This is a genomic window from Rhodococcus sp. MEB041 (assembly GCF_030208955.1).
Classification (GTDB): Bacteria; Actinomycetota; Actinomycetes; order Mycobacteriales; family Mycobacteriaceae; genus Rhodococcoides.
The window spans coordinates 196298-222608 of sequence record NZ_JARVSZ010000002.1 but is presented as its reverse complement, the minus strand read 5'-3'; the positions used below and the strand labels follow the sequence as shown (position 1 = coordinate 222608).

At 69.5% G+C, this 26311-nt stretch carries 22 protein-coding genes; 14 read left to right on the top strand and 8 right to left on the bottom strand.

What is annotated here, in order from left to right; all coding sequences use genetic code 11:
- Nucleotides 1-28: 28 nt before the first annotated feature.
- Nucleotides 29-1156: a lycopene cyclase family protein gene (locus QRN16_RS04995; protein ID WP_285186013.1), complete on the bottom strand. Its 1128-nt coding sequence runs from the start codon at nt 1154-1156 to the stop codon at nt 29-31.
- On the bottom strand, nt 1153-1923 hold the full coding sequence (locus QRN16_RS04990; RefSeq protein ID WP_285184942.1) for an SDR family oxidoreductase: 771 nt from the start codon (nt 1921-1923) through the stop codon (nt 1153-1155). The genes QRN16_RS04995 and QRN16_RS04990 overlap by 4 nt, the downstream gene beginning before the upstream one ends.
- Before the next feature lie 141 nt (nt 1924-2064).
- Here QRN16_RS04990 and QRN16_RS04985 point away from each other — a divergent pair, with 141 nt between their 5' ends.
- Entirely contained in the window at nt 2065-3696 is a 1632-nt protein-coding gene (locus QRN16_RS04985) for an ABC-F family ATP-binding cassette domain-containing protein (protein WP_027505305.1), read from the top strand.
- 6 nt (nt 3697-3702) lie between these two features.
- On the opposite strand, the gene QRN16_RS04980 is transcribed toward QRN16_RS04985, so the two are convergent.
- Nucleotides 3703-4272 (bottom strand): TetR/AcrR family transcriptional regulator, encoded by a 570-nt coding sequence (locus QRN16_RS04980; protein ID WP_027505306.1) that lies wholly within the window; start codon nt 4270-4272, stop codon nt 3703-3705.
- A 134-nt stretch (nt 4273-4406) separates the two neighbouring features.
- On the bottom strand, nt 4407-7211 hold the full coding sequence (locus QRN16_RS04975; protein WP_056445197.1) for an aconitate hydratase: 2805 nt from the start codon (nt 7209-7211) through the stop codon (nt 4407-4409).
- A gap of 380 nt (nt 7212-7591) precedes the next feature.
- On the opposite strand from QRN16_RS04975, the gene QRN16_RS04970 reads away from it, so the two are divergent.
- The 8 genes from QRN16_RS04970 (at nt 7592) to QRN16_RS04935 (ending at nt 16278) form a co-directional block, all read left to right on the top strand.
- Nucleotides 7592-8161, top strand: coding sequence for an Rv1476 family membrane protein (locus QRN16_RS04970; RefSeq protein WP_285184938.1), 570 nt, complete (start codon nt 7592-7594; stop codon nt 8159-8161).
- A 288-nt stretch (nt 8162-8449) separates the two neighbouring features.
- Nucleotides 8450-10060: an NlpC/P60 family protein gene (locus tag QRN16_RS04965; RefSeq protein ID WP_502943979.1), complete on the top strand. Its 1611-nt coding sequence runs from the start codon at nt 8450-8452 to the stop codon at nt 10058-10060.
- Between the two features lie 95 nt (nt 10061-10155).
- Entirely contained in the window at nt 10156-11403 is a 1248-nt protein-coding gene (locus QRN16_RS04960; protein ID WP_285184936.1) for an AAA family ATPase, read from the top strand.
- The gene (locus tag QRN16_RS04955) at nt 11400-12410 is read left to right on the top strand and encodes a DUF58 domain-containing protein (protein WP_374197736.1); all 1011 of its coding nucleotides are present in this window, start codon (nt 11400-11402) and stop codon (nt 12408-12410) included. The genes QRN16_RS04960 and QRN16_RS04955 overlap by 4 nt, the downstream gene beginning before the upstream one ends.
- On the top strand, nt 12407-13402 hold the full coding sequence (locus QRN16_RS04950; RefSeq protein ID WP_056444650.1) for a VWA domain-containing protein: 996 nt from the start codon (nt 12407-12409) through the stop codon (nt 13400-13402). Before QRN16_RS04955 ends, QRN16_RS04950 begins: the two co-directional genes overlap by 4 nt.
- A 108-nt stretch (nt 13403-13510) precedes the next feature.
- Entirely contained in the window at nt 13511-14269 is a 759-nt protein-coding gene (gene fabG1, locus QRN16_RS04945) for a 3-oxoacyl-ACP reductase FabG1 (protein WP_037185384.1), read from the top strand.
- A 68-nt stretch (nt 14270-14337) separates the two neighbouring features.
- Nucleotides 14338-15162 (top strand): NADH-dependent enoyl-ACP reductase InhA, encoded by an 825-nt coding sequence (inhA, locus tag QRN16_RS04940; RefSeq protein ID WP_027505312.1) that lies wholly within the window; start codon nt 14338-14340, stop codon nt 15160-15162.
- A gap of 63 nt (nt 15163-15225) precedes the next feature.
- A complete protein-coding gene (locus QRN16_RS04935; RefSeq protein ID WP_222637577.1) occupies nt 15226-16278 on the top strand; it encodes a ferrochelatase in 1053 nt (350 codons plus the stop codon).
- A 104-nt stretch (nt 16279-16382) separates the two neighbouring features.
- On the opposite strand, the gene QRN16_RS04930 is transcribed toward QRN16_RS04935, so the two are convergent.
- Nucleotides 16383-17204: an Rv1486c family protein gene (locus tag QRN16_RS04930; RefSeq protein ID WP_222649005.1), complete on the bottom strand. Its 822-nt coding sequence runs from the start codon at nt 17202-17204 to the stop codon at nt 16383-16385.
- Between the two features lie 133 nt (nt 17205-17337).
- Between QRN16_RS04930 and QRN16_RS04925 the strand changes: the two genes are divergently transcribed.
- The 3 genes from QRN16_RS04925 (at nt 17338) to QRN16_RS04915 (ending at nt 19911) form a co-directional block, all read left to right on the top strand.
- A complete protein-coding gene (locus QRN16_RS04925) occupies nt 17338-18186 on the top strand; it encodes a DUF3097 domain-containing protein (protein WP_056444639.1) in 849 nt (282 codons plus the stop codon).
- A gap of 63 nt (nt 18187-18249) precedes the next feature.
- Nucleotides 18250-18681: an NfeD family protein gene (locus QRN16_RS04920; protein WP_027505316.1), complete on the top strand. Its 432-nt coding sequence runs from the start codon at nt 18250-18252 to the stop codon at nt 18679-18681.
- On the top strand, nt 18682-19911 hold the full coding sequence (locus tag QRN16_RS04915; protein ID WP_051613228.1) for an SPFH domain-containing protein: 1230 nt from the start codon (nt 18682-18684) through the stop codon (nt 19909-19911).
- Nucleotides 19912-19914: 3 nt separating this feature from the next.
- Here QRN16_RS04915 and QRN16_RS04910 read toward each other — a convergent pair whose 3' ends face one another.
- The 3 genes from QRN16_RS04910 to QRN16_RS04900 all read right to left on the bottom strand — a co-directional run bounded on the left by QRN16_RS04910 (nt 19915) and on the right by QRN16_RS04900 (nt 21828).
- The gene (locus tag QRN16_RS04910) at nt 19915-20493 is read right to left on the bottom strand and encodes a hypothetical protein (RefSeq protein ID WP_037185388.1); all 579 of its coding nucleotides are present in this window, start codon (nt 20491-20493) and stop codon (nt 19915-19917) included.
- Nucleotides 20493-21089, bottom strand: coding sequence for a hypothetical protein (locus QRN16_RS04905; protein ID WP_027505318.1), 597 nt, complete (start codon nt 21087-21089; stop codon nt 20493-20495). Before QRN16_RS04905 ends, QRN16_RS04910 begins: the two co-directional genes overlap by 1 nt.
- A gap of 115 nt (nt 21090-21204) precedes the next feature.
- Nucleotides 21205-21828, bottom strand: coding sequence for a TVP38/TMEM64 family protein (locus tag QRN16_RS04900; RefSeq protein WP_285186007.1), 624 nt, complete (start codon nt 21826-21828; stop codon nt 21205-21207).
- Nucleotides 21829-22102: 274 nt separating this feature from the next.
- Between QRN16_RS04900 and QRN16_RS04895 the strand changes: the two genes are divergently transcribed.
- Both QRN16_RS04895 and scpA read left to right on the top strand, forming a co-directional pair.
- A complete protein-coding gene (locus QRN16_RS04895) occupies nt 22103-24034 on the top strand; it encodes a methylmalonyl-CoA mutase family protein (protein ID WP_285184918.1) in 1932 nt (643 codons plus the stop codon).
- The gene (scpA, locus tag QRN16_RS04890; RefSeq protein WP_235578919.1) at nt 24031-26310 is read left to right on the top strand and encodes a methylmalonyl-CoA mutase; all 2280 of its coding nucleotides are present in this window, start codon (nt 24031-24033) and stop codon (nt 26308-26310) included. The genes QRN16_RS04895 and scpA overlap by 4 nt, the downstream gene beginning before the upstream one ends.
- Nucleotide 26311: the final 1 nt, after the last annotated feature.

Genomic DNA, 26311 nt, shown 5'->3' with positions numbered 1-26311 from the left:
GCACGCCCGGTCACATTTCCACCACCCGTCACGAACGCGTCCCCACCGCTGCGGAGAACATCGCCCGACGGACCGCTCCGAGGATCACGCGGCGGTCGGACGAACCGATCCGCGAGAACAGCGTCAGCATCGCCCGGGACATGCCGGCGACGTCGTCGTCCGACGACAGATAGGCGCGTTGCAGCGTCGACGGCATCTCGAAGAATCGGTCGAAGAACGGCGCGAGGGCATCGGGCGGGAAGGACAGCAGAGCGTCCGCGCCCACCGACCGCAGCCGGGTGACCGCCCGCGATCCCGCCGAGTCGACGCCGCCGCCGTCCAGCACGACCGACGCGATGACGTCCGCTCGGCGCAGGGAGGCAGCGACGCTGTACCCGGTGGCGGTGTGCAGAGCCGGACTCCGCGTCCCGGTGGTGACGACCCCGCGCGTCGGACGGGTCGGCGGACGCATCGCGAAGCGCACCCGCTCGACGGGCTCGTCGCCGCGCAGAGTCACACCCCGCGCAGCCAGTCGTGCGAGCAGCCGACGCGCGAGCTCGGGTGAGGTGAGGCCGGGCCGGCCGACCAGGCAGGTTTCCTCGAGCAACACCGCGCCGCCGCCCAGCGGCACGACGTACAGAAAGGACGGCACCGCGTCCGCGTCGGCACCGTTGTCCCGCCGCCAGTCCATGATCACCGCGGACTCGCCGCCGCAGGCACGTGCGGCGGTGTCCTCGTCGACCACGACCCCGTGGGCCGTCTGCTCGGGGACTCCGGGGCCCACCGCCGAGCCACGGGCGTCGATCACCGTCCGGCCGGACAGGGTCGTGCCGTTCCGCAGGGTCATCGACGTGGGCGTGACCTCCGCCGCGGACTCCGCGACCACCGACACTCCGTCGAGCGTGAGGCCGTCCTGCAGTCGTCCGGTGTCGAGCACCGAGTACTCACGGTCCACCACGTGTCGGCGTGTGCCGACCACGACGGGGGAGCGGGACGTGGACGCGCGCGTCGACTCCGGCACCCAGTCCGGAATCTCGTCGGTCCACATCCCGTACGTGTTGATCCATCGACGATCCGGACGGGGGTCGACGAGAGTCACCGTTGCCCCCGCGGCCGCGCAGCGATGTGCCGCCGCGCGGCCGGACGGGCCGGCGCCGACGACGAGGACGTCGGTCAGAACGTTCCCGTCGCCAGCAGTCCGCCGTCGACGCGCACCGTCTCACCGGTGATCCACGACGCGGCGTCGGACACGAGGAACCCGACGAGCGAGGCCACGTCCTCGGGCGTTCCCAGCCGCTTCATCGGGTAGCCGGCGGCCGCCGCCTCCTCACCATTGGCGACGAGTGCCTCGGCGAACTTGGTCTTGACGACGCCCGGGGCCACCGCGTTCACACGGATCGAGGGTCCGAGCTGCCACGCGAGCTCCTCGGTCAGCCGGATGAGCGCCGCCTTGGACGAGCCGTACGCGGCGATGACTCCGGTGGATCGGATTCCCGCCACGCTGGCGAGGTTCACGACCGAGCCGCCGTGCTCGCCCATCCACGCTCGGTGCGCCTCCTGGATGAAGCCGAGTGTCGCGACGACGTTGACCTCGAAGATCTTGCGGACGCCGGCCAGATCGGCCTCCATCAGCGATCCGTACACCGGATTGATGCCGGTGTTGTTGATCAGAATGTCGAGTGAGCCGAGCTCGGCGACCGTGCGGTCGACCGTCTCGCGGCGGGACTCCGCGTCCCCGGCGTTGCCGGCGATGGCGAGCACGGTGGCCCCCGGTACCGCGGCGCGCAACTCCTCGGCGGTGGCGTCGAGCTGCTCCTTCTTGCGGGCGGTCACCGTCACGGCGGCGCCGCGAGCGAGGAGGTCGGCCGCGATGGCCCGACCGATTCCGCGGCTCGCGCCGGTGACCACGGCGACACGCCCCTGCAGATCCTGTTCCTTCTCCATGCGTCGGAACGTTAGCGGAGTCACGTCTGCGTGGACCGTGGGAGCCCGCGGAGGCGTTAAAATGAGGGATTGCTGCGCAGTCGACTTCGCGCTGCGCCCGGTCTGCCACCGGACAACTACGACGATCGAGGAGTTCGCACCGTGATCACCGCCACCGACCTGGAGGTTCGTGCCGGCGTGCGTACTCTTCTGTCCGCTCCCGGGCCCGCCCTGCGCGTGCAGGCCGGCGACCGCATCGGCCTCGTGGGCCGCAACGGCGCCGGAAAGACCACCACTCTTCGCATTCTGGCAGGAGAGGGCGAGCCCTACGCCGGCTCGGTCACCCGCACCGGGGACATCGGTTACCTGCCGCAGGACCCCAAGGAGGGCGACCTCGACCTGCTGGCCAAGGATCGCGTCCTGTCCGCCCGCGGACTCGACACCTTGCTCCACGACATGGAGAAGCAGCAGGCGCTCATGGCCGAGGTGGCCGACGAGGATCGCCTCGACAAGGCCGTCCGCCGATACGGCGAGCTCGAGGAGCGTTTCGCCTCGCTCGGCGGCTACGTGGCCGAGAGCGAAGCGGCGCGCATCTGCAACAGCCTCGGACTTCCCGACCGTGTCCTGGCGCAGCCCCTACGCACCCTCTCCGGCGGTCAGCGCCGCCGCGTCGAGCTGGCACGCATCCTGTTCGCGGCGTCCGACGGCAGTGGTGGTCGCTCCGCCACCACGCTGCTGCTCGACGAGCCCACCAACCACCTCGACGCCGATTCCATCACCTGGCTCCGCGGCTTCCTGCAGAGCCACGAGGGTGGGCTCATCGTCATCAGTCACGATGTGGAGCTGCTGAACGACGTCGTGAACCGCGTGTGGTTCCTCGATGCCGTCCGCGGCGAGCCGGACGTCTACAACATGAACTGGAAGAAGTACCTCGACGCGCGCTCGACGGACGAGCAGCGTCGTCGTCGCGAGCGTGCCAACGCGGAGAAGAAGGCCGGCGCTCTGCGCGCGCAGGCCGCCAAGATGGGTGCGAAGGCCACCAAGGCCGTGGCCGCCCAGAACATGGCCAAGCGTGCCGACAAGCTGATGGCGAACCTCGACGAGGAACGCGTGTCCGACCGGGTGGCACACATCCGCTTCCCCGAGCCCGCACCGTGCGGCAAGACGCCGCTCATGGCGTCGAACCTCACCAAGATGTACGGGTCCCTGGAGATCTTCGCGGGTGTGGATCTGGCCATCGACCGCGGTTCCCGCGTCGTGGTGCTCGGCCTCAACGGCGCCGGCAAGACGACGCTGCTCCGCATCCTCGCCGGCACGGAGAAGAGCGACTCGGGCCAGATCGAGCCCGGTCACGGTCTACGCATCGGCTACTTCGCCCAGGAACACGACACCCTCGACGACATGGCGTCGGTCTGGGAGAACGTGCGGCACGCGGCACCGGACACCCCGGAGCAGGAGCTGCGGTCGCTGCTCGGTGCGTTCATGTTCACCGGCCCGCAGCTCGAACAGCCGGCCGGCACTCTCTCCGGCGGTGAGAAGACGCGACTCGCGCTCGCCGGCCTGGTCTCGTCGGCGGCCAACGTGCTGCTGCTCGACGAGCCGACCAACAACCTCGACCCGATCTCGCGTGAGCAGGTCCTCGAGGCGCTGCGGAGCTACAAGGGCGCCGTCGTGCTGGTGACGCACGATCCGGGTGCGGCCGAGGCACTGTCTCCCGAACGAGTGATCCTCCTGCCGGACGGCAACGAGGACCACTGGTCGCAGGACTACCTCGACCTGATCACGCTCGCCTGAGTCGGCTCACGGCCGATCGCGACGGACCGACTCCTCGACCAGGTCGAGGACGGCCGACAGGTTCTCGGTGCCCTGGCCCGACGCGATGCGGGTCACGAGACCGTCCATGACGAGGTCGAGGTATCCCAGCAGTACCGCGGTGGGCACGTCGTCCCGCAGTCGGCCCGCAGACTTCTGACGCTCGAGACGTGACAGGACGGCGTCCTGCAGCTCGACCGAGCGCTCCGACCACCCGGCCCGGAACTCGGCGTCGGTCTTGAGCCGTCGGGCGATCTCCAGACGTGTACCGAGCCAGTCGAACTGGTCGGGAGCGGCCAGCATGTCCCGCATCACCTGGACGAGCCCCTGCTCGGCGGCGACGTCCGCCATGCGGCGCGCGTCGTCGCGGGCGAGCGCGAGGAACAGCCCGTCCTTGTCCTTGAAGTGGTGGAAGATCGCTCCTCGCGAGAGCGAGGTGGCCTCCTCGAGTCGCCGCACCGTGGCGCCCTCGTAACCGTATTCGGCGAAACAGCGGCGCGCGCCGTCGAGGATCTGACTTCGGCGCGCCGCGAGATGGTCGTCACTGACCTTCGGCACTCGGTGCTCCTGTCGTGTGCTGGGGACATCGTGCTGATCGCAGAACGCGCACGACCGAACCGGCGATACACGCGGTATCGCGGCGCGGTCGTGCGCGTTCTGCTCCCCTCACGGGGCAGTGATCACTGCGGTGATCAGCCGATCATGTTGCGCAGCACGTACTGCAGGATGCCGCCGTTGCGGTAGTACTCCGCCTCGCCGGGGGTGTCGATGCGGACCACGGCGTCGAACTCGACGGCAGAGCCGTCTTCCTTCGTCGCGGTGACGTGCATCGTCTTCGGCGTGCGGCCCTCGTTCAGCTCGGTGATGCCCGAGATGTCGAAGGTCTCGGTGCCGTCGAGCTTCAGCGACGCCGCCGACTCGCCGGCGGGGAACTGCAGCGGGACGACGCCCATGCCGATGAGGTTGGAGCGGTGGATGCGCTCGAACGACTCGGTGATGACGGCCTTGACGCCGAGCAGGCGGGTGCCCTTGGCAGCCCAGTCACGCGAGGATCCGGAGCCGTACTCCTTGCCGCCCAGGACGACCAGCGGGATGCCGGCGTTCTGGTAGTTCTGCGACGCGTCGTAGATGAAGGCCTGCGGGCCACCGTCCTGCGTGAAGTCGCGGGTGTAGCCACCCGAGACGTCGTCGAGGAGCTGGTTGCGCAGCCGGATGTTCGCGAACGTTCCGCGGATCATGACCTCGTGGTTGCCGCGACGCGAGCCGAAGGAGTTGTAGTCCTTGCGCTCGACACCGTGCTCGTCGAGGTACTGCGCAGCAGGCGTTCCTGCCTTGATGTTGCCGGCGGGGGAGATGTGGTCTGTGGTGACCGAGTCTCCGAGGTACGCCAGCACGCGCGCACCGGAGATGTCCGTGACGGCTTCCGGGTCCTTGGGCATGCCGTCGAAGTACGGGGGCTTCCGCACGTAGGTCGACTGCGGGTCCCACTCGAACGTCTTGCCGTCCGGGGTGGGCAGTCCGCGCCAGCGTTCGTCGCCCTTGAAGACGTCGGCGTAGCCCTTGGTGTACATCTCCTTGGAGATGGACGAGTCGATCGTGTCCTGGATCTCCTTGGGCGAGGGCCAGATGTCCTTCAGGAAGACGTCGTTGCCCTCGTTGTCCTGACCGAGAGCGTCGTGCTCGAAGTCGAAGTCCATGGTGCCGGCCAGCGCGTAGGCGATGACGAGCGGCGGGGACGCCAGGTAGTTCATCTTCACGTCGGGGGAGATGCGACCCTCGAAGTTGCGGTTACCGGACAGGACCGCGGTGACCGTGAGGTCGTTGTCCTGGATGGCCTCGGAGATCTTGGGATCGAGCGGTCCCGAGTTACCGATGCACGTGGCGCAGCCGTATCCGACGAGGAAGAAGCCGAGCTTCTCCAGGTACGGCCACATGCCGGCCTTGTCGTAGTAGTCGGTGACCACCTGCGAGCCCGGCGCCATCGAGGTCTTGACCCACGGCTTGCTGGTCAGACCCTTGTCGACGGCCTTCTTGGCCAGCAGGGCAGCGCCGAGCATGACCGACGGGTTCGAGGTGTTGGTGCACGAGGTGATCGACGCGATGGCGACGGCGCCGTGGTCGAGGACGAACGAGCCCTGCTCGTCCGAGTCGACGCGCACCGGGTTGGTCGGGCGACCCTCGGCGTTGCCGGCGGCGGAGTGCAGCGGAGCCGCATCGTCGTCGGCGAAGGACAGCGTGGCCGGATCCGAGCCCGGGAAGGTCTCGTCGAGTGCCTCGTCCAGCTTCGACGGGGTGGCGTCGACGTCCTCGCCACCCACGTAGTTGTGGATGTCCTTGCGGAACGCGATCTTGGACTCCGACAACAGGATTCGGTCCTGCGGACGCTTCGGTCCGGCGATGGACGGCACCACGTCGCCGAGGTCGAGCTCGAGGTACTCGGAGTACGTCGCCTCGTTCTCGGGGTCGTGCCACATGCCCTGTTCCTTGGCGTACGCCTCGACGAGCGCGAGCTGCTCGTCGGAACGTCCGGTCAGGCGCAGGTAGTCGACGGTCTCCGAGTCGATCGGGAAGATCGCCGCGGTGGAACCGAACTCGGGGCTCATGTTGCCGAGCGTCGCGCGGTTGGCCAGGGGGACCTCGGCCACACCCTCGCCGTAGAACTCGACGAACTTGCCGACGACGCCGTGCTTGCGCAGCATGTCGGTGACGGTGAGCACGACGTCGGTCGCGGTGACGCCGGGCTTGATCTCGCCGCTGAGCTTGAAGCCCACGACACGGGGGATGAGCATGGAGACGGGCTGGCCGAGCATGGCCGCCTCGGCCTCGATGCCGCCGACGCCCCAGCCGAGCACGCCGAGGCCGTTGACCATCGTGGTGTGTGAATCGGTGCCGACACACGTGTCGGGGTAGGCCTGACCGCCCCGCACCATGACGGTGCGGGCGAGGTGCTCGATGTTGACCTGGTGCACGATGCCGGTGCCGGGCGGGACGACCTTGAAGTCGTCGAACGCACCCTGGCCCCACCGCAGGAACTGGTAGCGCTCGCCGTTGCGCTGGTACTCGATGTCGACGTTGCGCTCGAAGGCGTCCGCGCGGCCGAACACGTCGATGATGACGGAGTGGTCGATGACCATCTCGGCCGGAGCGAGCGGGTTGACCTTCTCCGGGTCGCCACCGAGAGCGGTGACGGCCTCACGCATGGTCGCGAGGTCCACGATGCAGGGGACGCCGGTGAAGTCCTGCATGATCACGCGGGCCGGCGTGAACTGGATCTCGATGCTCGGATCGGCGGACGGGTCCCACGCGGCGATCGCGTCGATGTGGTCCTTGGTGATGTTCGCGCCGTCCTCGGTACGCAGGAGATTCTCCGCGAGGACCTTGAGGGCATAGGGCAACTTCTCGGTGCCGGGGACGGCCTTCAGGCGGAAGATCTCGTACGAGTTCTCTCCGACCTCCAGCGTTCCCTTGGCGCCGAACGAATCGATACTTGCGGTCACGTCAGCTCCACTCGTCTTCTGGGCTGCCGTCGACGGGGCTGTGTCGACGGCGTGGCGAGAGCGGGCGGACATCGCCGGTGGGTGAGGGTGCACCCGGGTGGCGTCGAGGCCGCCGCAGTCTCGGTGTTTCGATTCTAACAGTACGCTTGTCCTGTGAGAACGAGTGGCCGAATCGCCGTGTCGCTCTCACCGTGGTGCGCACTCATCGTTCCCCGGCAGCGTTCCGGGCGCAACGAAGGGCTGCCTCCGTGCACCTCGGTGCGCCTCGGACTCGGCGACGGTCCCGTCCCGTAGGGTCCCGCTCGACGGCGCACACACTTCGACCATCATCGCCTCGCGATCCACCGCATCGCCTCGCGATCGACGACAACGGACGGACGATGTCTCTCTCTCCTCTCCCGGCCCTACCGCTGAGTGATCAGCCGCTGGTCGCCCTCCCGATGATCAGCGAGGTGCCGACGTTCGTCGACCTGCAGGCGACCCTCGCCGACGTCGCGGACGACGGGGTGGCCGCGCCGGGTCAGGACGTCGTCGGGCTCGAGGGTGTTGTGGCGCGCGCCGGCGAGCACGGGATCGACCTGAGCATCGTCGTGCTCGACGCGCCGGCGCCGCTCGATTCGCAGCTCCGCGATCTCGCCACGTCGGTCGGTGCCACCGACGGTGGGACGGTCCTCGTGATCGGTCCGGGACAGGTCGGCACGTTCAGCGACTCGATCGATCGCGTGACGCTCGAAGCGGGTCAGGATCAGGCGTACACCGGCAACGCGGTGCAGACCGCGGACAACTTCCTCGACGTGCTCGTCGAGCCCGGCCCACCGTGGACCGGCATCACTCTGGGCCTCGTTCTCGTGGTCGTCGCCGTACTTGGTGGCACCTGGTGGGTGAACGAACGCCGTCATCGTTCTGGAGATGTCACCGATCGAGAGGCCGTCACGCCCGACGGGCAGTGACCGTTCCCAAAAAAGTCTCAACGAATCTTTCTCGGACAACGTCCTGATCAGCGCGGATGCGGTCGGCGGAATGACACATGTGTCATTTGTGACTGGAGTTCCTTAAGCGTTCGAAGTGTCGTACGGTTCGCATGGCACTGCTTGGGGAAGAAGTGTCGCAGAGGGGCTGATCGTTGCTCCCGGGTCGGCCGTTGTCGGCTGTGGTCCGGGATCCTGTCACGCTGCGTCGTGTCCTCCCCACGCGTGCGGTGGGTGAATCCGCACTGCGGACGTGAGGGAGACGAACAGGTGAAGCGATACTCCGGAGGTCGACGGCACGTCGGTCGATCGCGGGCTCTGCGTCGCACGATCGGGGGCGCCGTCGTCGCGACGACGCTGCTGCTGTCCGGGACGGGGTTCCTCGCACCGAGTCTCGCGTCCGCCGTGCCGCCGCCCCCGCCCAATCCCTCCGACTCCGACATCGCCGCCGCCGGTGCGCGCGTGGGGGACCAGCTCGGACGAGTCGGTCAACTCATCGACCAGGTCGCCTCGGCCAACCAGCAGCTCGCCGCGATCGACGCGCAGGTGGCCGTCAAGCGCGAGGACGTCAACAAGGCCCTCGTCGACCTGCAGAACGCTCGCACCGTCGCCGACGCCGCCGCCGCGGCCGTCGGCATCGCGCAGCAGGCCCTCCGCGACGCCGGCCAGATGATCTCCGACGCGCAGAAGAAGTTCGACGCCTTCGCCGTCACCGACTACGTCAAGGGCACCGGGTCCGCCGGTGTCTCCTCACTGCTGGACGCGCAGGGGCCGCAGGACGTGCTCGATCGCGCGCAGATCCTGCGGATGCTGTCCGCCAAGCAGAACGCCACCCTGGACAGCCTGCAGCGGGCGCGTACCGAGGAGGCCAACCGAGACTCCACCGCACGCCAGAGCAAGATTGAGGCCGACCGTGCCTCCGCGGAAGCGGACGCGAAGAAGGACGAGGCGGAACAGGCCATCGCCGCGGCCGTGACCGCACAGCAGGAGCAGGCAGCGCAGAAAGCGGCCGTCGAGGCGCAGCGGGACAGCGCCTCCGCCGAGCTGGAGCAGGCGCGCAACGACGCCGCGGGGCTCGAGGGACAGCGCGACGCGTACTCGCAGTGGGACCAGCAGCGTCAGGCGGAGGAAGCCGCCGCCGCGGCAGCCGCGCAGGCAGCGCAGGAGGCAGCGGTGGCCGCGGCCGCCCGGGTGGCCGCGAACCAGGCCGCCGCCGATCGTGCCGCAGCGTTGGTGGACGGGGAGCGCGACCACACCGACCTGACCGGATCGACGTCGAGCGGCACCTCGTCGGGCGGCACGTCGTCCGGTACCTCGTCCTCGGGCGGCACGTCCTCGGGTACCTCGTCGTCGGGAAGCACGTCGTCGGGAAGCACGTCGTCGGGAAGCACGTCGTCGGGAAGCACGTCGTCCGGCGGCGGTCGCGGGACCGCCACCAAGGATCCGTCGCTCACCGGGTCCGCAGCCATCGAACTCGTCATCGACCGCGGCATGTCCGTGTTGGGCACCCCCTACTCGTGGGGTGGCGGCAACGAGAACGGGCCGACCAAGGGCATCCGTGACGGCGGTGTCGCCGACAGCTACGGCGACTACAACAAGGTGGGCTTCGACTGCTCCGGCCTCATGATGTACGCCTTCGGTGGTCTCGGCATCTCGCTCCCGCACTACACCGGCTACCAGTACACGGCCGGCAAGCAGGTGCCGTCGTCCCAGATGCGCCGCGGCGACATGATCTTCTACGGTCCGGGCGCCTCGCAGCATGTCGCCCTCTACCTCGGTGACGGCAAGATGCTCGAGGCTCCGCAGTCGGGATCGGTGGTGAAGGTGTCGCCCGTCCGTTTCGACGGCATGACGCCGTACGCCGTCCGCATGGTGGAGTGACACCCCGTCCGAGCAGCTAGAACGTCATGTGTCCTCGCCACCTGCAATAGTGGTGCTCGGCAGCAGAGTCCGGGTAGAAAGCGGTGGTTCCACAGGTGACGTCACGAGAGACCGACACGACCGACATCTCTCGGGACGTGCAGACGCTCGAGAAGGCCGTCTACGAGGTCAAACGCGTCATCGTCGGTCAGGACCGACTGGTCGAACGCATCCTCGTCGGGCTTCTCGCACGTGGGCACGTCCTGCTCGAGGGTGTTCCCGGTGTGGCGAAGACGTTGGCGGTGGAGACGTTCGCGACGGTGGTCGGGGGCTCGTTCTCCCGCGTGCAGTTCACGCCCGACCTGGTGCCCACCGACCTCATCGGTACGCGCATCTACCGTCAGGGCAAAGAAGAATTCGACACCGAGCTCGGCCCGGTGGTCGCGAACTTCGTGCTCGCGGACGAGATCAACCGAGCTCCGGCCAAGGTGCAGTCGGCTCTCCTCGAGGTCATGGCCGAGCGCCACGTCTCCATCGGTGGTCACACGTACCCCATGCCGGATCCGTTCCTGGTCATGGCGACGCAGAACCCCATCGAGAACGAGGGCGTGTACCCCCTTCCCGAGGCGCAGCGCGACCGCTTCCTGTTCAAGATCGTCGTGGACTACCCGACGGTCGAGGAGGAGCGCGAGATCGTCTACCGCATGGGCGTCGCGGCACCGAAGCCCAAGCAGATCCTCGACCCGGTCGAGTTGGTGCGCCTCCAGAACGTCGCGGCATCCGTGTTCGTCCATCACGCTCTGGTCGACTACGTCGTGCGCGTCATCGCCGCCACCCGTACTCCGCGCGACGTGGGCCTCGACGACGTGGCCGGCTGGATCGCCTACGGCGCATCACCCCGTGCGACCCTCGGCATCATCAGTGCCTCCCGTGCGCTGGCGTTCCTGCGTGGACGGGACTACGTCGTGCCGCAGGACGTCCTCGACGTGGTGCCGGACGTGCTGCGGCACCGTCTCGTGCTCTCGTACGACGCCCTGGCCGACGAGATCACGCCCGAGCAGATCATCACGCGCATCCTGCAGACCGTGGGTCTGCCGCAGGTTGGCGCCCAGCCGGTCCAGCAGCAGGCGCCGGCTCCCCAGCACAACGGACCCTTGCAGAACGGACCCCAGCAGAACGGACCCCTGCAGAACGGCCCCCAGCAGCAGGGACCGGGCGGACCGCATCAGTTCCAGCCCGGACCCCCGCAGCCCGGTCCCGACGGACCGTCGCAGCAGGGTGGCCCCCAGCAGAACGGTCCCCAGCAGGGTGGCCCGGCGCCGTGGATGCAGAAGCAGACTCCCGCGACCGATCCCACGCGGTGACCATGGCGTCACCCACGGGTGGCCGGCCCGGTGATCCGGTGTTCGGCGCACCCGCCGTGCAGCAGTCGTTGCGCGGTGCGCCCCCGTCCTTCGCCTCGGGATCGCTGGAGGATCCTCGGTTGTCGGCTGCGCTGCGCACCCTCGAGCTGACCGTTCGCCGGCGCCTCGACGGCGTGCTGCACGGCGATCATCTGGGTCTCATCCCGGGCCCGGGTTCCGAGCCGGGCGATGCACGCGAGTATCAGCCGGGCGACGACGTACGTCAGATGGACTGGTCCGTCACCGCGAGGACGACGCACCCCCACGTTCGGCAGAGCGTCGCGGACCGCGAGCTCGAGACGTGGATGGCGATCGACCTGTCGGCCTCCCTCGACTTCGGCACCGCGGGGTGCGAGAAGCGGGACCTTGCCGTCGCGGCCACATCGGCCATCGCGCATCTGACCAGTGGCGGCGGCAACCGCATCGGCGCCGTCGTCGCGACGGGCGAACGCGTCGTCCGGGTCCCCGCGCGGGGCGGTCGGGCGCACATCCAGTCCCTGCTCCGCACCGTGGCCACCACACCGCACGCACCCGACGGCACCCGCGGCGACTTCGTCGGCGCCATCGACGCTCTGCGACGGCCCGAACGTCGACGCGGCATGGTGGTCGTCGTCAGCGACTTCCTCGGTCCGACGGACTGGGAGCGTCCGCTCCGCGCCCTGGCGGCCCGCCACGACGTGCTGGCCGTGGAGGTCGTCGACCCCCGCGACCTCGAGCTGCCGGATGTCGGTGACGTGGTGTTGCACGACCCGGAGACGGGACGGACGCGGGAGTTCAGCACGACACCCCGGTTGCGGGAGGACTTCGCGGCCGCCGCTGCGGCGCACCGCGCGAACGTCGAGAAGATCCTGCGTGGCTGCAGCGCGCCTCGGCTCACCCTGCGGACGGACGGCGACTGGATCGCCGACGTCGTCCGCTTCGTGTCCCGGCGACGCCACGGCGCGAGCATGGGAGCGAGTACGCGGTGAGCCTGTCCGATTTCTCGTCACCCTGGTGGCTGCTCTTCCTCCTCGTGGTCGCGGGCCTGGTGGTGGCCTACGTGCTCGCGCAGCGCCGCCGTCAGCGCAACACCATGCGCTTCACCAACATGGAGTTGCTCGAACGCGTCGCACCGAGGCGCCCCGGACTGGTGCGCCACGTCCCCACGGCGCTCGTGCTCGTGGGGCTGCTCTTCCTGACCGTCGCACTGGCCGGACCGACGTCCGATCAACGGGTTCCGCGTAATCGGGCGACGGTCATGCTGGTCATCGACGTGTCGTTGTCGATGGAGGCCACCGACGTCCAGCCGACGCGACTGGCAGCGGCGCAGGAGGCCGGCAAGCAGTTCGCCGACGGCCTGACTCCCGGCATCAACCTCGGACTCGTCGCGTTCGCGGGCACGGCATCGGTGCTGGTCTCACCGACCACCGATCGTGAGGCGACGAAATCGGCCATCGATCGGCTGCAGCTGGCCGAGCGGACCGCCACGGGCGAGTCCATCTTCACGGCGATGCAGTCGATCGAGACACTCGGCGCGGTGCTCGGTGGATCGGACGCGGCGCCGCCGGCACGGATCGTGCTGCTGTCCGACGGCAAGCAGACCGTTCCCGAGAACCCGGACGACCCGCGCGGTGGGTACACGGCGGCCCGCGAGGCGGAGACGAAGGGGATCCCGGTCTCCACCATCTCGTTCGGCACCAGTTACGGCACGGTGGACATCACCGACGAGCAGGGCGACACCCAGCGCGTCGCGGTGCCCGTCGACGACCCGTCGCTCGAGGAGATCGCACGCCTGTCGGGTGGCAACTTCTTCACGGCGTCGAGTCTCGAGGAACTCACCGAGGTGTACGACACGCTCGAGGAGCAGATCGGCTACGAGACCACCCGCGGTGACGCGAGTCGGCCCTGGTTGATCGCCGGAGTGCTGTTCGTATCGGCGGGACTTGTCACAGCATTGTCACTACGCCAGCGAGTCCCCTGACACGCATCGGTAAAGTACGCGCGGGTCGAGGCGATCGACGACGTCCGTGGTCGCCCACCGACTGGCCGTTGCTGCGAGCAGCACCCCCGAGAGAGAAGGTTCATCCGTATGTCCTCTGCGCCCGAGTCCGCGACACCCGACGCGACGGCCGGCGGGGGATTCGTCTCCCGGTCCGTGCTCGTCACCGGCGGTAATCGGGGCATCGGCCTGGCCGTGGCCCGCCGACTCGCCGCGGACGGCCACAAGGTCGCGGTCACGCACCGCAGCTCGGGTGCACCGGACGGACTGTTCGGGGTGCAGTGCGACGTCACCGACACCGCGTCCGTCGATGCCGCGTTCACCGAGGTGGAGAAGCATCAGGGCCCCGTCGAGGTGCTCGTCGCCAACGCGGGCATCACGGACGACACCCTGCTGATGCGGATGACCGAGGAGCAGTTCACCTCCGTCATCGACGCCAATCTCACCGGCGCGTTCCGGGTGGCCAAGCGAGCGAGCCGCTCGATGCTGCGGGCACGCTTCGGACGGTTCGTCTTCCTCGGTTCCGTCGTCGGTCAGGCCGGCGGACCCGGCCAGATCAACTACGCGTCCTCCAAGGCGGGTGTCGTCGGCATGGCGCGCTCGCTCACCCGTGAGCTGGGCTCGCGTTCGATCACCGCGAACGTCGTGGCACCCGGGTTCATCGAGACCGACATGACGGCCGAGCTCGACGACAAACTCCGGGACACCGCGCGCGAGTACATCCCGCTGAAGCGACTCGGTACTCCCGAGGACGTCGCCGCGGTGGTGAGCTTCCTCGCGTCACCCGATTCGAGCTACGTCTCCGGCGCGATCATCCCGGTCGACGGCGGTATGGGCATGGGCCACTAGCCCACCTCGTCCCGACTCCTGCCCGATCGACTCGGGCACACCAGACTTCACACGAAAGGCACACGCACATGGGCGGACTGCTCGAAGGCAAGACCATCCTGATCACCGGGATCATCACCGACGCGTCCATCGCGTTCCACGCGGCCAAGGTCGCGCAGGAGCAGGGCGCCAAGGTCGTCATCACCGGGTTCGACCGGCTGCGACTGATCGACAGGATCGCCCAGCGACTGCCGGAGCCCGTGCCGCCGGCGATCGAGCTGGACGCGACGAACGAGGAGCATCTCGCCGCGCTCGCCGGTCGCATCTCCGAGGTCGCTCCGGAGGGCATCGACGGCGTTCTGCACTCCATCGCGTTCGCTCCGCGCACCCTGATGGGTCCGGGGTCCAAGCCGTTCCTCGAGGGACCGGGTCCCGACGCCGCCGCTGCGTTCCAAATCTCCGCCTGGTCCTACGCCTCGCTCGCACGCGCCGTGCTCCCCGTCATGAACGAGGGTGGATCGATCGTCGGCATGGACTTCGATCCGCGCACGGCGATGCCGTTCTACAACTGGATGGGCGTGGCGAAGGCTGCGCTCGAGTCGGTCAACCGCTACGTCGCCCGCGAGGTAGGCGAGGCCAAGAAGGTCCGTTCCAACCTGGTCGCCGCGGGCCCGATCAAGACGCTCGCCGCCAAGGCCATCGCGGGTACCGCGACGGGTGACGCGGACAAGATGAACCAGCTCAACGAGTACTGGAACGGTGCGTCCCCGATCGGCTGGAACTTCAACGACCCGACGGCCGTGGCCAAGTCGATCTGCGCGCTGCTGTCGGACTGGCTGCCGGCGACCACCGGGTCGATCGTCTACGTCGACGGCGGCGCGAGCCACAACACCTGGCTGCCCGAGAATCTCTGACATCTCGCCTCGATCCGAGCATCCTCTCGGGTCCACCGAAACGGGTTCCGGCACAATGGCGTCATGACCTACGACGCGCTTCTGCTGCTGTCCTTCGGTGGGCCCGAGGGGCCGGACGAGGTGCGGCCGTTCCTGGAGAACGTCACCCGTGGCCGCGGAATCCCGCCCGAGCGCCTCGATGCCGTCGCCGAGCACTATCACCACTTCGGTGGGGTCTCGCCGATCAACCGACTCAACCGCGAGATCATCGCCGCGGTCGAGACCGAGTTCGCGCTCACGGGCATCGATCTGCCGGTGTACTTCGGCAACCGCAACTGGCATCCCATGGCGGAGGACACCGTCGCCGCGATGAAGGCCGACGGCGTGCGCAACGCGCTGGTGTTCCCCACCTCGGCCTGGGGCGGGTACTCGGGCTGTCGGCAGTACCATGAAGACATCGCCCGCGCCCGTGCCGCCGTGGGGGAGGGCGCTCCGCAGCTCACCAAGCTGCGGCAGTACTACGACCATCCGCTGATGGTGGATGCCTTCGCCGACGCGATCCGCGCGGCGATCGGCAGGCTTCCGGCGGATCGCCGGGCCGGTGCTCGCGTGGTCTTCACGGCGCACTCGGTGCCCGTCTCGGCGGACGAGGCCGCGGGTCCGCCGTCGGCGGGCGGCCACCTCTACAGCCGTCAGGTCACCGAGGCGTCCCGATTGTGCGCCGCCGCAGCAGGTGTCGACGAGTTCGACGTCGTGTGGCAGTCCCGGTCGGGACCGCCGCAGATCCCGTGGCTGGATCCCGACATCTGCGATCACCTCGAGGCCCTGGCGGAGACGGGCGTCGACGCCGTGGTGATCTGCCCGGTCGGGTTCGTCTCGGATCACCTCGAGGTGGTGTGGGACCTGGACACCGAGGCGGTCGAGAAGGCGCAGGAACTCGGCATCGCTCTCGAGCGTGCCGGCACCCCGGGTGCGGACCCTCGATTCGCCCGGCTCGTGCGCACGCTGGTCGAGGAACGCACCGTGGGCACCGCGCCGCTGCGTCTGGGTTCCGAGCCCGCCTTCGGGACCACCGTCGACGGAACGCCGTGCAATCCCGGCTGCTGTGAGCCCCCGGTGCGTCGCCGCCCGGCCTGACAGCTCGAACATCCCGGGAACCACCCACCCGCGAGTACGCCGAAAGTGTCGTGATCCGGGCATGGATCGCGACACTACGGACGTACTCGCGCGAGGGGGTACCGCTAGCGGCGATCGGGCGACAGGTATCCGTCCACGGCGGCGCGCACGGCGGCACGTCGCGCGGCGCGCACGGCGCGACGCAACGGTCGGAGCACGGCCTCGCGGGCCTCGGCACCGCTGCTGCTGGGTGCCTCCGAGGGCGCCGACGTCTGCGCGGCCGCGAGGATGGCGTCCACCCGATCGGCCGTGTCGAGAACTCGGGTGGTGCGTTCGGGGAGCGGCGGGTAGCGATGGCGGCTCGCGATGGCGAGGCGCTCGGCGATCATCGTGTGCGGGTCGCCGCCGGAACGGCCGGTGTCGACCGTCTGCACCGCGGTGAGGGCCTCGGCCGCACTCCGGACGGTGTCCCGCATCGAGTACTCGATCTCCCCGAGCGCCAGCTCCTGGTAGGTGACCGGCACGGTGACGGTGAACACCGTCCACCGCATGACGTCGGGGCCCTCGTCGGTGGGGACGAGTCCGACACCCGGCTGACCCGGCACTCCGATGACGACGCCTTCGCCCGCGAGCACGGCGGCTGCCGAGAACGCGGAGTCGGTCGGCAGCCCGGCGACGTCACCGGGGGCGGGAAGAACCATGTCGACGGTCACCTCGCGGTCGCCGACGGGCGCCGCGGCGCGGACGACTCGGAGCAACTGGGCGATGCCGACGTCACGAGGAGTGGGCCACGGGAGGTCGTGCCGCTCGGCTGTCTCGGGATCGGCGGCGACGACGAGGGCCAACGGTGCCCACTCGGTGAGGGCATCGATCACGTCGTCGGGCGGCGCGGCTCCGGCGAGCCAGGCGCCGCACCAGATGGCGAGGCTCGAGGATGGGGACGACACCGTCCGATCATAGGCGGCGTCGGAGGCGACCGGCGTGGCTGCGGTCGGGGAGTGCGCGGCGCCGATACCGTGGGACGGCCCGGTGACCCGACAGTCCTGTCCCGGGAGTGAGCGCGGAGGGCGAGGGAAGACGATGACAGCGGACAACCGGTACGGCGGCGACATCTTCGCCGGGCACGCGAGGCGAGCGCGACGCGTGGTCCCGACGATGGCGGCCGAACGGGACGTGGTGGTCGAGGACGCGGCGACCGGATTCTGCGGCGCCGTGGTGGGTTTCGAGCGCACGTACGACGGTGACTTCGTCCGGCTCGAGGACGGCCGAGGCGTACGGAGGCTCTTCGCGATGCGCGAGGCCGCCTTCCTCGTCGACGGAAGCCCGGTGACGCTGACGCGTCCGGCGCCGACCCGTGCCGTCGCTCCGACCCGCTCGGCCTCCGGGTCGACGCGGGTGGAGAACGTACGAGCGAAAGTGGCTCTGCCCAGCCGTATCTGGGTGGAGGGCATTCACGACGCCGCCATCGTCGAACGGGTCTGGGGCCACGACCTGCGGGTCGAGGGTGTGGTCGTCGAGCATCTCGAGGGACTGGACAACCTGGCAGAGCGGTTGCAGGAGTTCGGACCCGGGCCGGGACGCAGGGTGGGGGTTCTCGTCGACCACCTCGTCGACGGTTCGAAGGAGGACCGCCTGACGCGGTCGCTCGGCCCGTACGTGACGGTCACGGGACACCCCTACATCGATGTGTGGGAGGCGGTGAAGCCCGCCGCGGTGGGCATCGAGGCATGGCCACGGATCCCGCGCGGCACCGACTGGAAGACCGGCATCTGCCGCGAGTTGGGTTGGGGCACACCGCAGGACGGGTGGCGCCGGGTCTACGGTGCGGTGTCCAGTTTTCGCGATCTCGAGGCGCCGCTCATCGGCGCGGTGGAGCGCCTCGTCGACTTCGTCACCCTGGGTGACGAGAACGGGGAGACAGGTCGGTAACGATCTCCCCACGACGGTCGCGCGCACCCCACGGGCTCGTCGTTCGTCGCTACTGTGGAGTTCGTGGTTGCACTTCTGTGGCTCGTCGGAGCGGTGATTCTCGCTGCGGGTGAAGCGCTGTCCGGAGATTTCTTCCTTCTCATGCTGGCCGGCGGAGCCCTGGGTACCGCGGGCATCTCGGCGCTGACCGACTTCCCCGTGTGGGGCGACGCGATCGTGTTCGCGATCCTGTCCGGAGCACTCATCCTGGGTGTCCGGCCGGTGCTGACCCGCCGGTTCTCGACGCCCCCGCCGACCCCCACCGGGATCGCCGCGCTCACCGGGCGATCCGCGCAGGTGCTCGATGCCATCGATCAGCACTCCGGCACGGTGCGGCTGGACGGTGACGTGTGGACGGCTCGTCCGCTCGATCCCACCGAGGTGTACGCGGCCGGAACGACCGTGACCGTGATGAAGATCGACGGCGCCACGGCCGTCGTGTGGAAAGGACCCTAGATGGGTGACTATGCCGCCTTGATCGCCCTTGCCGTGGTGGTGCTGTTCGTCGCCGTGGTGGTGGCGAAGTCGGTGACGCTCGTGCCGCAGGCCGAGGCCGCGGTGATCGAGCGTCTGGGCCGATACTCCAAGACGGTCTCCGGGCAGCTCACGTTCCTCGTGCCGTTCGTCGACCGTGTCCGGGCGAAGGTCGACCTGCGTGAGCGCGTCGTGTCCTTCCCACCGCAGCCGGTGATCACGCAGGACAACCTGACGGTGTCCATCGACACCGTCGTGTACTTCCAGGTCACCACCCCGCAGGCCGCGGTCTACGAGATCAGCAACTACATCGTCGGTGTCGAGCAGCTCACCACGACGACGCTTCGCAACGTGGTCGGCGGTATGACCCTGGAGGAGACGCTCACCTCGCGTGACTCCATCAACGGCCAGCTCCGCGGAGTGTTGGACGAGGCCACCGGGCGATGGGGCCTGCGTGTCGCCCGAGTGGAGCTCAAGAGCATCGATCCGCCGCCCTCCATCCAGGAGTCGATGGAGAAGCAGATGAAGGCGGACCGCGAGAAGCGTGCCACCATCCTCACGGCCGAGGGACACCGTGAGTCGTCCATCAAGACGGCCGAGGGTGACAAGCAGTCGCAGATCCTGTCCGCGGAGGGCGCCAAGCAGGCCGCCATTCTCTCCGCCGAGGGTGAGCGTCAGTCCCGCATCCTCCGTGCGCAGGGTGAGCGGGCGGCCAAGTACCTCAACGCACAGGGTGAGGCGAAGGCCATCGAGAAGGTGTTCGAGGCGATCAAGGCCGGCAAGCCGACGCCAGAGTTGCTCGCGTACCAGTACCTGCAGACGCTGCCGAAGATGGCGCAGGGTGATGCCAACAAGATGTGGGTGGTGCCGTCCGACTTCGGTGATGCCCTGAAGGGCTTCGCCAAGAATCTCGGTGCGCCGGGCGACGACGGCGTCTTCCGTTTCGAGCCCAGCGACCAGGGCGAGACGCACTCCAAGCCGGAGGACGACTCCGCGGAGGTGGCCGACTGGTTCGACACGAAGACGGACCCGGCCATCGCTCGGGCGGTCGCCGACGCCGAGGCCGTGGCACGCAAGCCTGTCGACACGTCGTTGGCCGCCGCACCCAACCCGGCGCGGGACTCGGCTCCGGAGCCCGCGAAGGCCGTCGAGGCCTCCACGCCGGACGGGTCCGGGTCGGGCGACGACGCACCGCGCGAACTGGACCGCTGACGGTCAGGCAGCCAGGCCCGCGCCGATGCCGCCCGCGGCGAGTGCCCAGAGCACGCTGGTGAAGGTGCCGATGATGAAGTACTCGGACGCCCGCGGATCGCGGAGTTCGGGGTAGCGCGCGAGTCCCTTCACCGCGAGCACGACGGCGATGCCCTCGGGCCACCCCGTGAGCACGGCGACCACGACGGCGATGCGTTCGAGTGTGCCGATGACGAGCCCCCCACGCAGGACGGGGCGCTCGTCGTCGGCATCGCCGTCTCCGGGCTCGGGCCGTCGGCGCGCGAGATGGAAGACCGCGGGAACGACGACGGTGCCGCCGGTGACGGCGACCGCGACGACCAGGACCATCGCGACGACGAGTGGTGGCCCGGTGACCGGTGCGCCGGCGATCGCGGCGGCGAGACCCGCCAGTGCGAGCATCCCGGCGGACAGGAGTGCCGGAATCCACCAGCGCAGCGGCGGCAGCCACCGGACGCGGCGACCCGGCGCAGCCGTCGGTGGGATCGTCGGCACCGGTCGGGCGGGAAGCAGTGCTGCTCCGGCGGAGAGCGCGAGTGCGAGCAGCGCGAGGGTGGTCGCCATCAGGCGTCCGTTCCGCGTGCGCGCAGATCGGCGAGCGCGAGCATCCGCGCCACGACCGGTCGTGCTGCACGCTCGGCCTGCCACCCCGCGACGGCCAGTCGTTGGGACACTGCCTGCGGTGTGATGGACAGTTCCTCGGCGACGGCGGTCTGCGATCCGAGCCTGCGGACGCTGTCGACCGCGGCGCGGCCCTGCTCGGTGCGCCGGACCAGGAGCAGTGCCAGCAGTGCCACCACGGCGTCGGCATCGCCGGCGGACTCGGCGTCACCGCCGCGGACCGCGATGTGGGCGACGGCGTTCTTGGCGCTGTCGACGGCGTCCCGCGCGGCTTCGAACGCCGGGCCCCGACCCGCTCTGGTGGAGCGTGGCAACGGATCCTCCACGGCCCCCACCCCGATCCCGACGCTCCAGTGCCCGTCCTCGAGGAAGTCGAGGGCGAGGTCGAGTGCCACCGACGCGTCGTCCGCCACACCCTGGACCTCGTCGCCGGCCGTGCGTTCGAACGGGCGCACCAGGTCGGTGGCTCGGTCGAGGATGTCGGCGACGCGATCGATGTCGCGTCGACTTCCGCGTTGGTCCACGGTCAGAACGAACATCGATCAACCCTAGAAGCTTGATCAGTCCGAATCAAGCCTCGAGTCTTGATGCGTTGCGACGTACAGAGTTCGTCGTCGACCTTGATCCGGCCACATCAAGCCCGTGACCTTGACCTCATCGATCGCCGGCCACCGGCATCCGCGCGTCCAGGATCAGTCCCACGACGCCCACGGCAATGCAGACCCCCGAGATCGCGAGCAGGACCGGATCGCCGTGACCGGCCAGAGCGTCGCCGAGCAACACGATGCCGACCGTCCCCGGGATCACCCCGACCACCGTCGCCAGCGCGAACGGCACCACGGCCACCGAGGACAGGCCGGCGGAGTAGTTGACCACCGAGAACGGCACCGGCGCGATGAGTCGAAGACTCCCCACCGCCAACCATCCCCGTCGCGCGAGACGGGAATCGACGGCCCGGATCACCGGATGGTCCCAGCGTGCGGTCACCACGTCGCGGCCGAGTGCTCGGACCAGCAGGAACGCGAGCACTGCACTCACGGTCGTCGCCGCGACCGCCACGCCGACCCCCGTCACGGGTCCGAACAGCACACCCGCCGACACCGTGAACAGGGTGCGGGGGATCGGCGCCACCGTGATGATCGCGTGCGCCGCGAAGAAGACGAGGGGGAAGGCCGGCCCGACGGCGACGGCCCACTCCCGCACGCGGTCGATGGTGGGGAGGGGTACGAGCAGTGCCACGACGATCAGGGCGGCGAGCACGGTGACGGTCGCGGCCACGCGCAGCACGAGCGCGCGGCGGCCTCCGACGACGATCGACTCCTCCGACGGCACTGTGTCGTGCGGGTCGATGTCGGGGGTCGTCACGTCTGCTCACGCTACCGAAGAGCGATGCGAGCGGTGCTCGTCGACGCGGTCGGAACGGTCACTAGGAGGACCGATGCTCGGACGCCCTACTAGTGTGAAGTTTGTCTCAGGCCACTGTGATGGGACTCGGGATAGCGTGCCCGGAGTGCGGTTAACATCACAGCATCCGCAGGCGCGAAAGGGACACATGGCCACGTCACACACCGGGACACCGGATTCCGTCGCTGCCGAGGACGTCGGCGCGGCCGTACCGGTGAGCAGCGCCGAGGAGGGTTTCGCGACCTGGCGCCGCGGCGTGGCCGGGGTGCTGGCCAAGGCTCGTCGGGTGGACGTCTCGGAGCTCCCCGAGCATCCGGAGACGCTGCTCGAGGTGACCACGTACGACGGGGTCACGGTGCGGCCCCTGTACGGGCCGCTGGACGAGACTGCCGAGGCTCCGCTGCCCGGCACCTTCCCCTTCACGCGCGGCACGGACGCGCATCGCGACGTCAACGTCGGGTGGCTGGTCGCCGGTCGGTTCGGCCGTCCCGCCGGTGCGGACTCGGACGCGGCAACGCTCAACGACCAGCTCCTCGACGCGCTGCAGAACGGCACGAGCGCCCTGTGGCTCGACACGGCGTCCGTGGGCGCCGAGGGCCTGGCCCGCGCACTCGACGGGGTCCTGCTCGACCTCGCGCCCCTGACGCTGGACGCGGGTGCGGACGTCACAGCGGTGGCCGACGCGCTGTTCGCGCTCCTGGACGAGCGCGGTGCCGCCGCCGACGTCCGACTGGGGGCGTCACCGCTGACCGATCGATTCGCCGACCTCCCGGGTGCGAGCGAGCAGGACGCGATCGATCTCGCGGTGCGGGCAGTGGCGCGCACCGAGCGGGTGCGCGCGATCACGTTGGACGGCACCGTGTTCCACGCTGCCGGGTCGGCAGACGCGCAGGAGGTCGGTCTGACCGTCGCGGCCGGACTCGAGTATCTGCGCGCGCTCACGGCGGCGGGACTGTCCGCTGGCGAGGCATTGGGACAGGTGGAGTTCCGGCTCGCGGCCACCGACGAGCAGTTCGAGACCATCGCCAAGTTCCGTGCGGCCCGGCGGGTCTGGGCCCGGGTGGCCGAGGTGCTCGGGGCGCCGGAGCACGGCGGGGCCCCACAGCACGCCGTCACCTCGGCGGCGATGATGACGCAGCGCGATCCCTGGGTGAACATGCTGCGCACGACGCTGGCCGCGTTCGGCGCCGGTGTGGGCGGAGCCGACGCGGTGACCGTCCTGCCGTTCGACGCCGCGATTCCCGGCGGCGCCGCGGACGTCTCGCAGACCTTCGCCGCACGGATCGCGCGCAACACCCAGCTGCTCCTGCTCGAGGAGTCCCACCTGGGTCGGGTGGTCGATCCGGCCGGTGGTTCCTGGTACGTCGAGTCGCTCACCGACGCGCTCGCGGACTCGGCGTGGTCGGTCCTGCAGGCGGTCGAGGCCGCCGGCGGTTACCGCGCCGCCCTGGAGTCCGGTGAGATCGCGCGCCGGGTCGAGGAGACCCGAGCTGCCCGTGCGAGCGACATCGCCCACCGCCGCACCGCGGTCACCGGTGTCAACGAGTTCCCGAACCTGCAGGAGCCGTCGCCCGCGGCCTCGGGGAACGGCACCGTCGCCGGACGTCCCGCGACGCGGTACGCCGCCGAGTTCGAGGCGCTGCGTGATCGCAGCGACGCGGTGCTGGCGGACAAGGGCAGTCGCCCGGTGGTGCTGCTGGCGCCGTTGGGCAGCGTCGCGGAACACAACGGACGCACCACGTTCGCGGCGAACCTCATGGCGTCGGGCGGGATCGAGGCGGTGAACCCCGGTGCGGGAGCCGATCTCGCCGCGGTGGCACGCGAGACCGCCTCGCCGATCGCCGTGCTGTGCGGCACCGACAAGCGGTACGCCGCCGAGGGACCGGACGCCGTCGCCGCTCTGCGGTCGGCGGGGGTGCGGACGGTGCTCGTCGCCGGCGGTGCCTCGGCCTTCGCGGACGCGTCGCCGGAACAGACCCCGGACGGACATCTCACGCTCACCATCGATGCCGTCGCCGAACTGAGTGCTCTTCTCGATGCACTCACCGGCGAGGCTCGTACGGAAGGACACACCGCATGACCGACGACGCTGGTGACATGGGCCCCGTGGGCAGTTTCGCGGACGTTCCGCTCGTCGACCCCCGCGGCGCGGACGCGGCAGCGCCGGCGGCCGACGATGCGCGCGCCCACGTCGAGGCGGCCGCGGCGGCCCACGGCTACTCGCCCGAGCAGGTGGTGTGGTCCACCCCCGAGGGCATCGACGTCCGACCCCTGTACACCGGCGCCGACCGGGCGGAGGCGGCCGAGGCCGGGTACCCGCTCGACTCCTACCCGGGCACGGCTCCGTTCCTGCGCGGTCCGTACCCGACGATGTACGTCAACCAGCCGTGGACGATTCGTCAGTACGCCGGATTCTCGACGGCGTCGGAGTCCAACGCGTTCTACCGTCGCAACCTCGCTGCCGGTCAGAAGGGGCTGTCGGTCGCGTTCGACCTCGCGACGCACCGCGGCTACGACAGTGACCACCCGCGCGTGCAGGGCGATGTCGGCATGGCGGGTGTCGCGATCGACTCGATCTACGACATGCGCCAACTCTTCGACGGGATCGACCTGGGGTCGGTGTCGGTGTCGATGACCATGAACGGCGCCGTGCTGCCGATCCTGGCGCTGTACGTCGTCGCGGCGGAGGAGCAGGGCGTCGGACCCGAGAAGCTCGCCGGCACCATCCAGAACGACATCCTCAAAGAGTTCATGGTGCGCAACACCTACATCTATCCGCCCGAGCCGTCGATGCGGATCATCTCCGACATCTTCGCGTACACCTCGACGCACATGCCGAAGTTCAACTCGATCTCCATCTCCGGCTACCACATCCAGGAAGCCGGCGCGACGGCCGATCTGGAGCTCGCGTACACCCTCGCCGACGGGGTGGAGTACATCCGCGCCGGGCTGGCCGCGGGCATGGACATCGACACGTTCGCCCCGCGGCTGTCCTTCTTCTGGGCCATCGGCATGAACTTCTTCATGGAGGTCGCCAAGCTGCGCGCAGGCCGGTTGCTGTGGGCGGAGCTGGTGCAGAAGTTCGACCCGTCCAGCGCGAAATCACTGTCGCTGCGCACACATTCGCAGACGTCCGGCTGGTCGCTGACGGCGCAGGACGTCTTCAACAACGTCTCCCGCACGTGTATCGAGGCGATGGCGGCGACGCAGGGACACACGCAGTCACTGCACACCAACGCGCTCGACGAAGCGCTCGCGCTGCCCACCGACTTCTCCGCCCGGATCGCCCGCAACACCCAGCTGCTGCTGCAGCAGGAGTCCGGCACGACGCGGCCCATCGATCCGTGGGGCGGCTCGTACTACGTGGAGTGGCTGACCCACCAGCTCGCCGATCGGGCCCGCGCGCACATCGCCGAGGTCGAGGAGGCCGGTGGAATGGCCAAGGCCATCGGTGAGGGCATCCCGAAGCTCCGCATCGAGGAGGCGGCGGCGCGGACGCAGGCGCGCATCGACTCCGGTCGGCAGCCGCTGGTGGGTGTCAACAAGTACGTTCCCGACGAGCCCGACGCCATCGAGGTGCTCAAGGTCGAGAACTCGCGGGTGCGCACCGAGCAGATCGAGAAGCTGGAGCGGCTGCGCGAGGAGCGCGACCCCGGCCGCGTCGAGGCGGCGCTGTCCGCCCTCACCGCGGCGGCCGCGTCCACCGACGGCGGGATGGAGAACAACCTGCTCGCCCTCGCCGTCGACGCGGCGCGGGCCATGGCGACGGTGGGCGAGATCTCCGACGCTCTCGAGAAGGTCTACGGACGGCACCGCGCCGAGATCCGCACGATCAGCGGTGTCTACCGGGACGAGGCGGGGAAGGCCACGAACATGGTGCATGCAGGCGAGCTGGCGACGGCGTTCGCGAAGGCGGAGGGCCGCCGACCCCGCATCCTGGTGGCGAAGATGGGGCAGGACGGACACGATCGCGGGCAGAAGGTCATCGCGACGGCGTTCGCCGACATCGGCTTCGACGTCGATGTCGGCCCCCTGTTCCAGACCCCCGAGGAGGTGGCGAACCAGGCCGCCGACAACGACGTCCACGTCATCGGGGTGTCGTCGCTCGCCGCCGGTCACCTGACGCTGGTTCCGGCGCTGCGGGAAGCACTCGCCGCCGTCGGCCGGTCCGACATCATGGTCGTGGTCGGCGGCGTCATCCCGCCGGGCGACTTCGACGCGCTGCGTGAGGCCGGGGCGGCCGCGATCTTCCCGCCCGGCACGGTGATCGCCGACGCCGCGGTCGATCTCATCGGCCAGCTCGCAGAGAGCCTGGGTCACGGCGCGGCCGTCTCGGACGCAGGAGCGAACGCCTGAG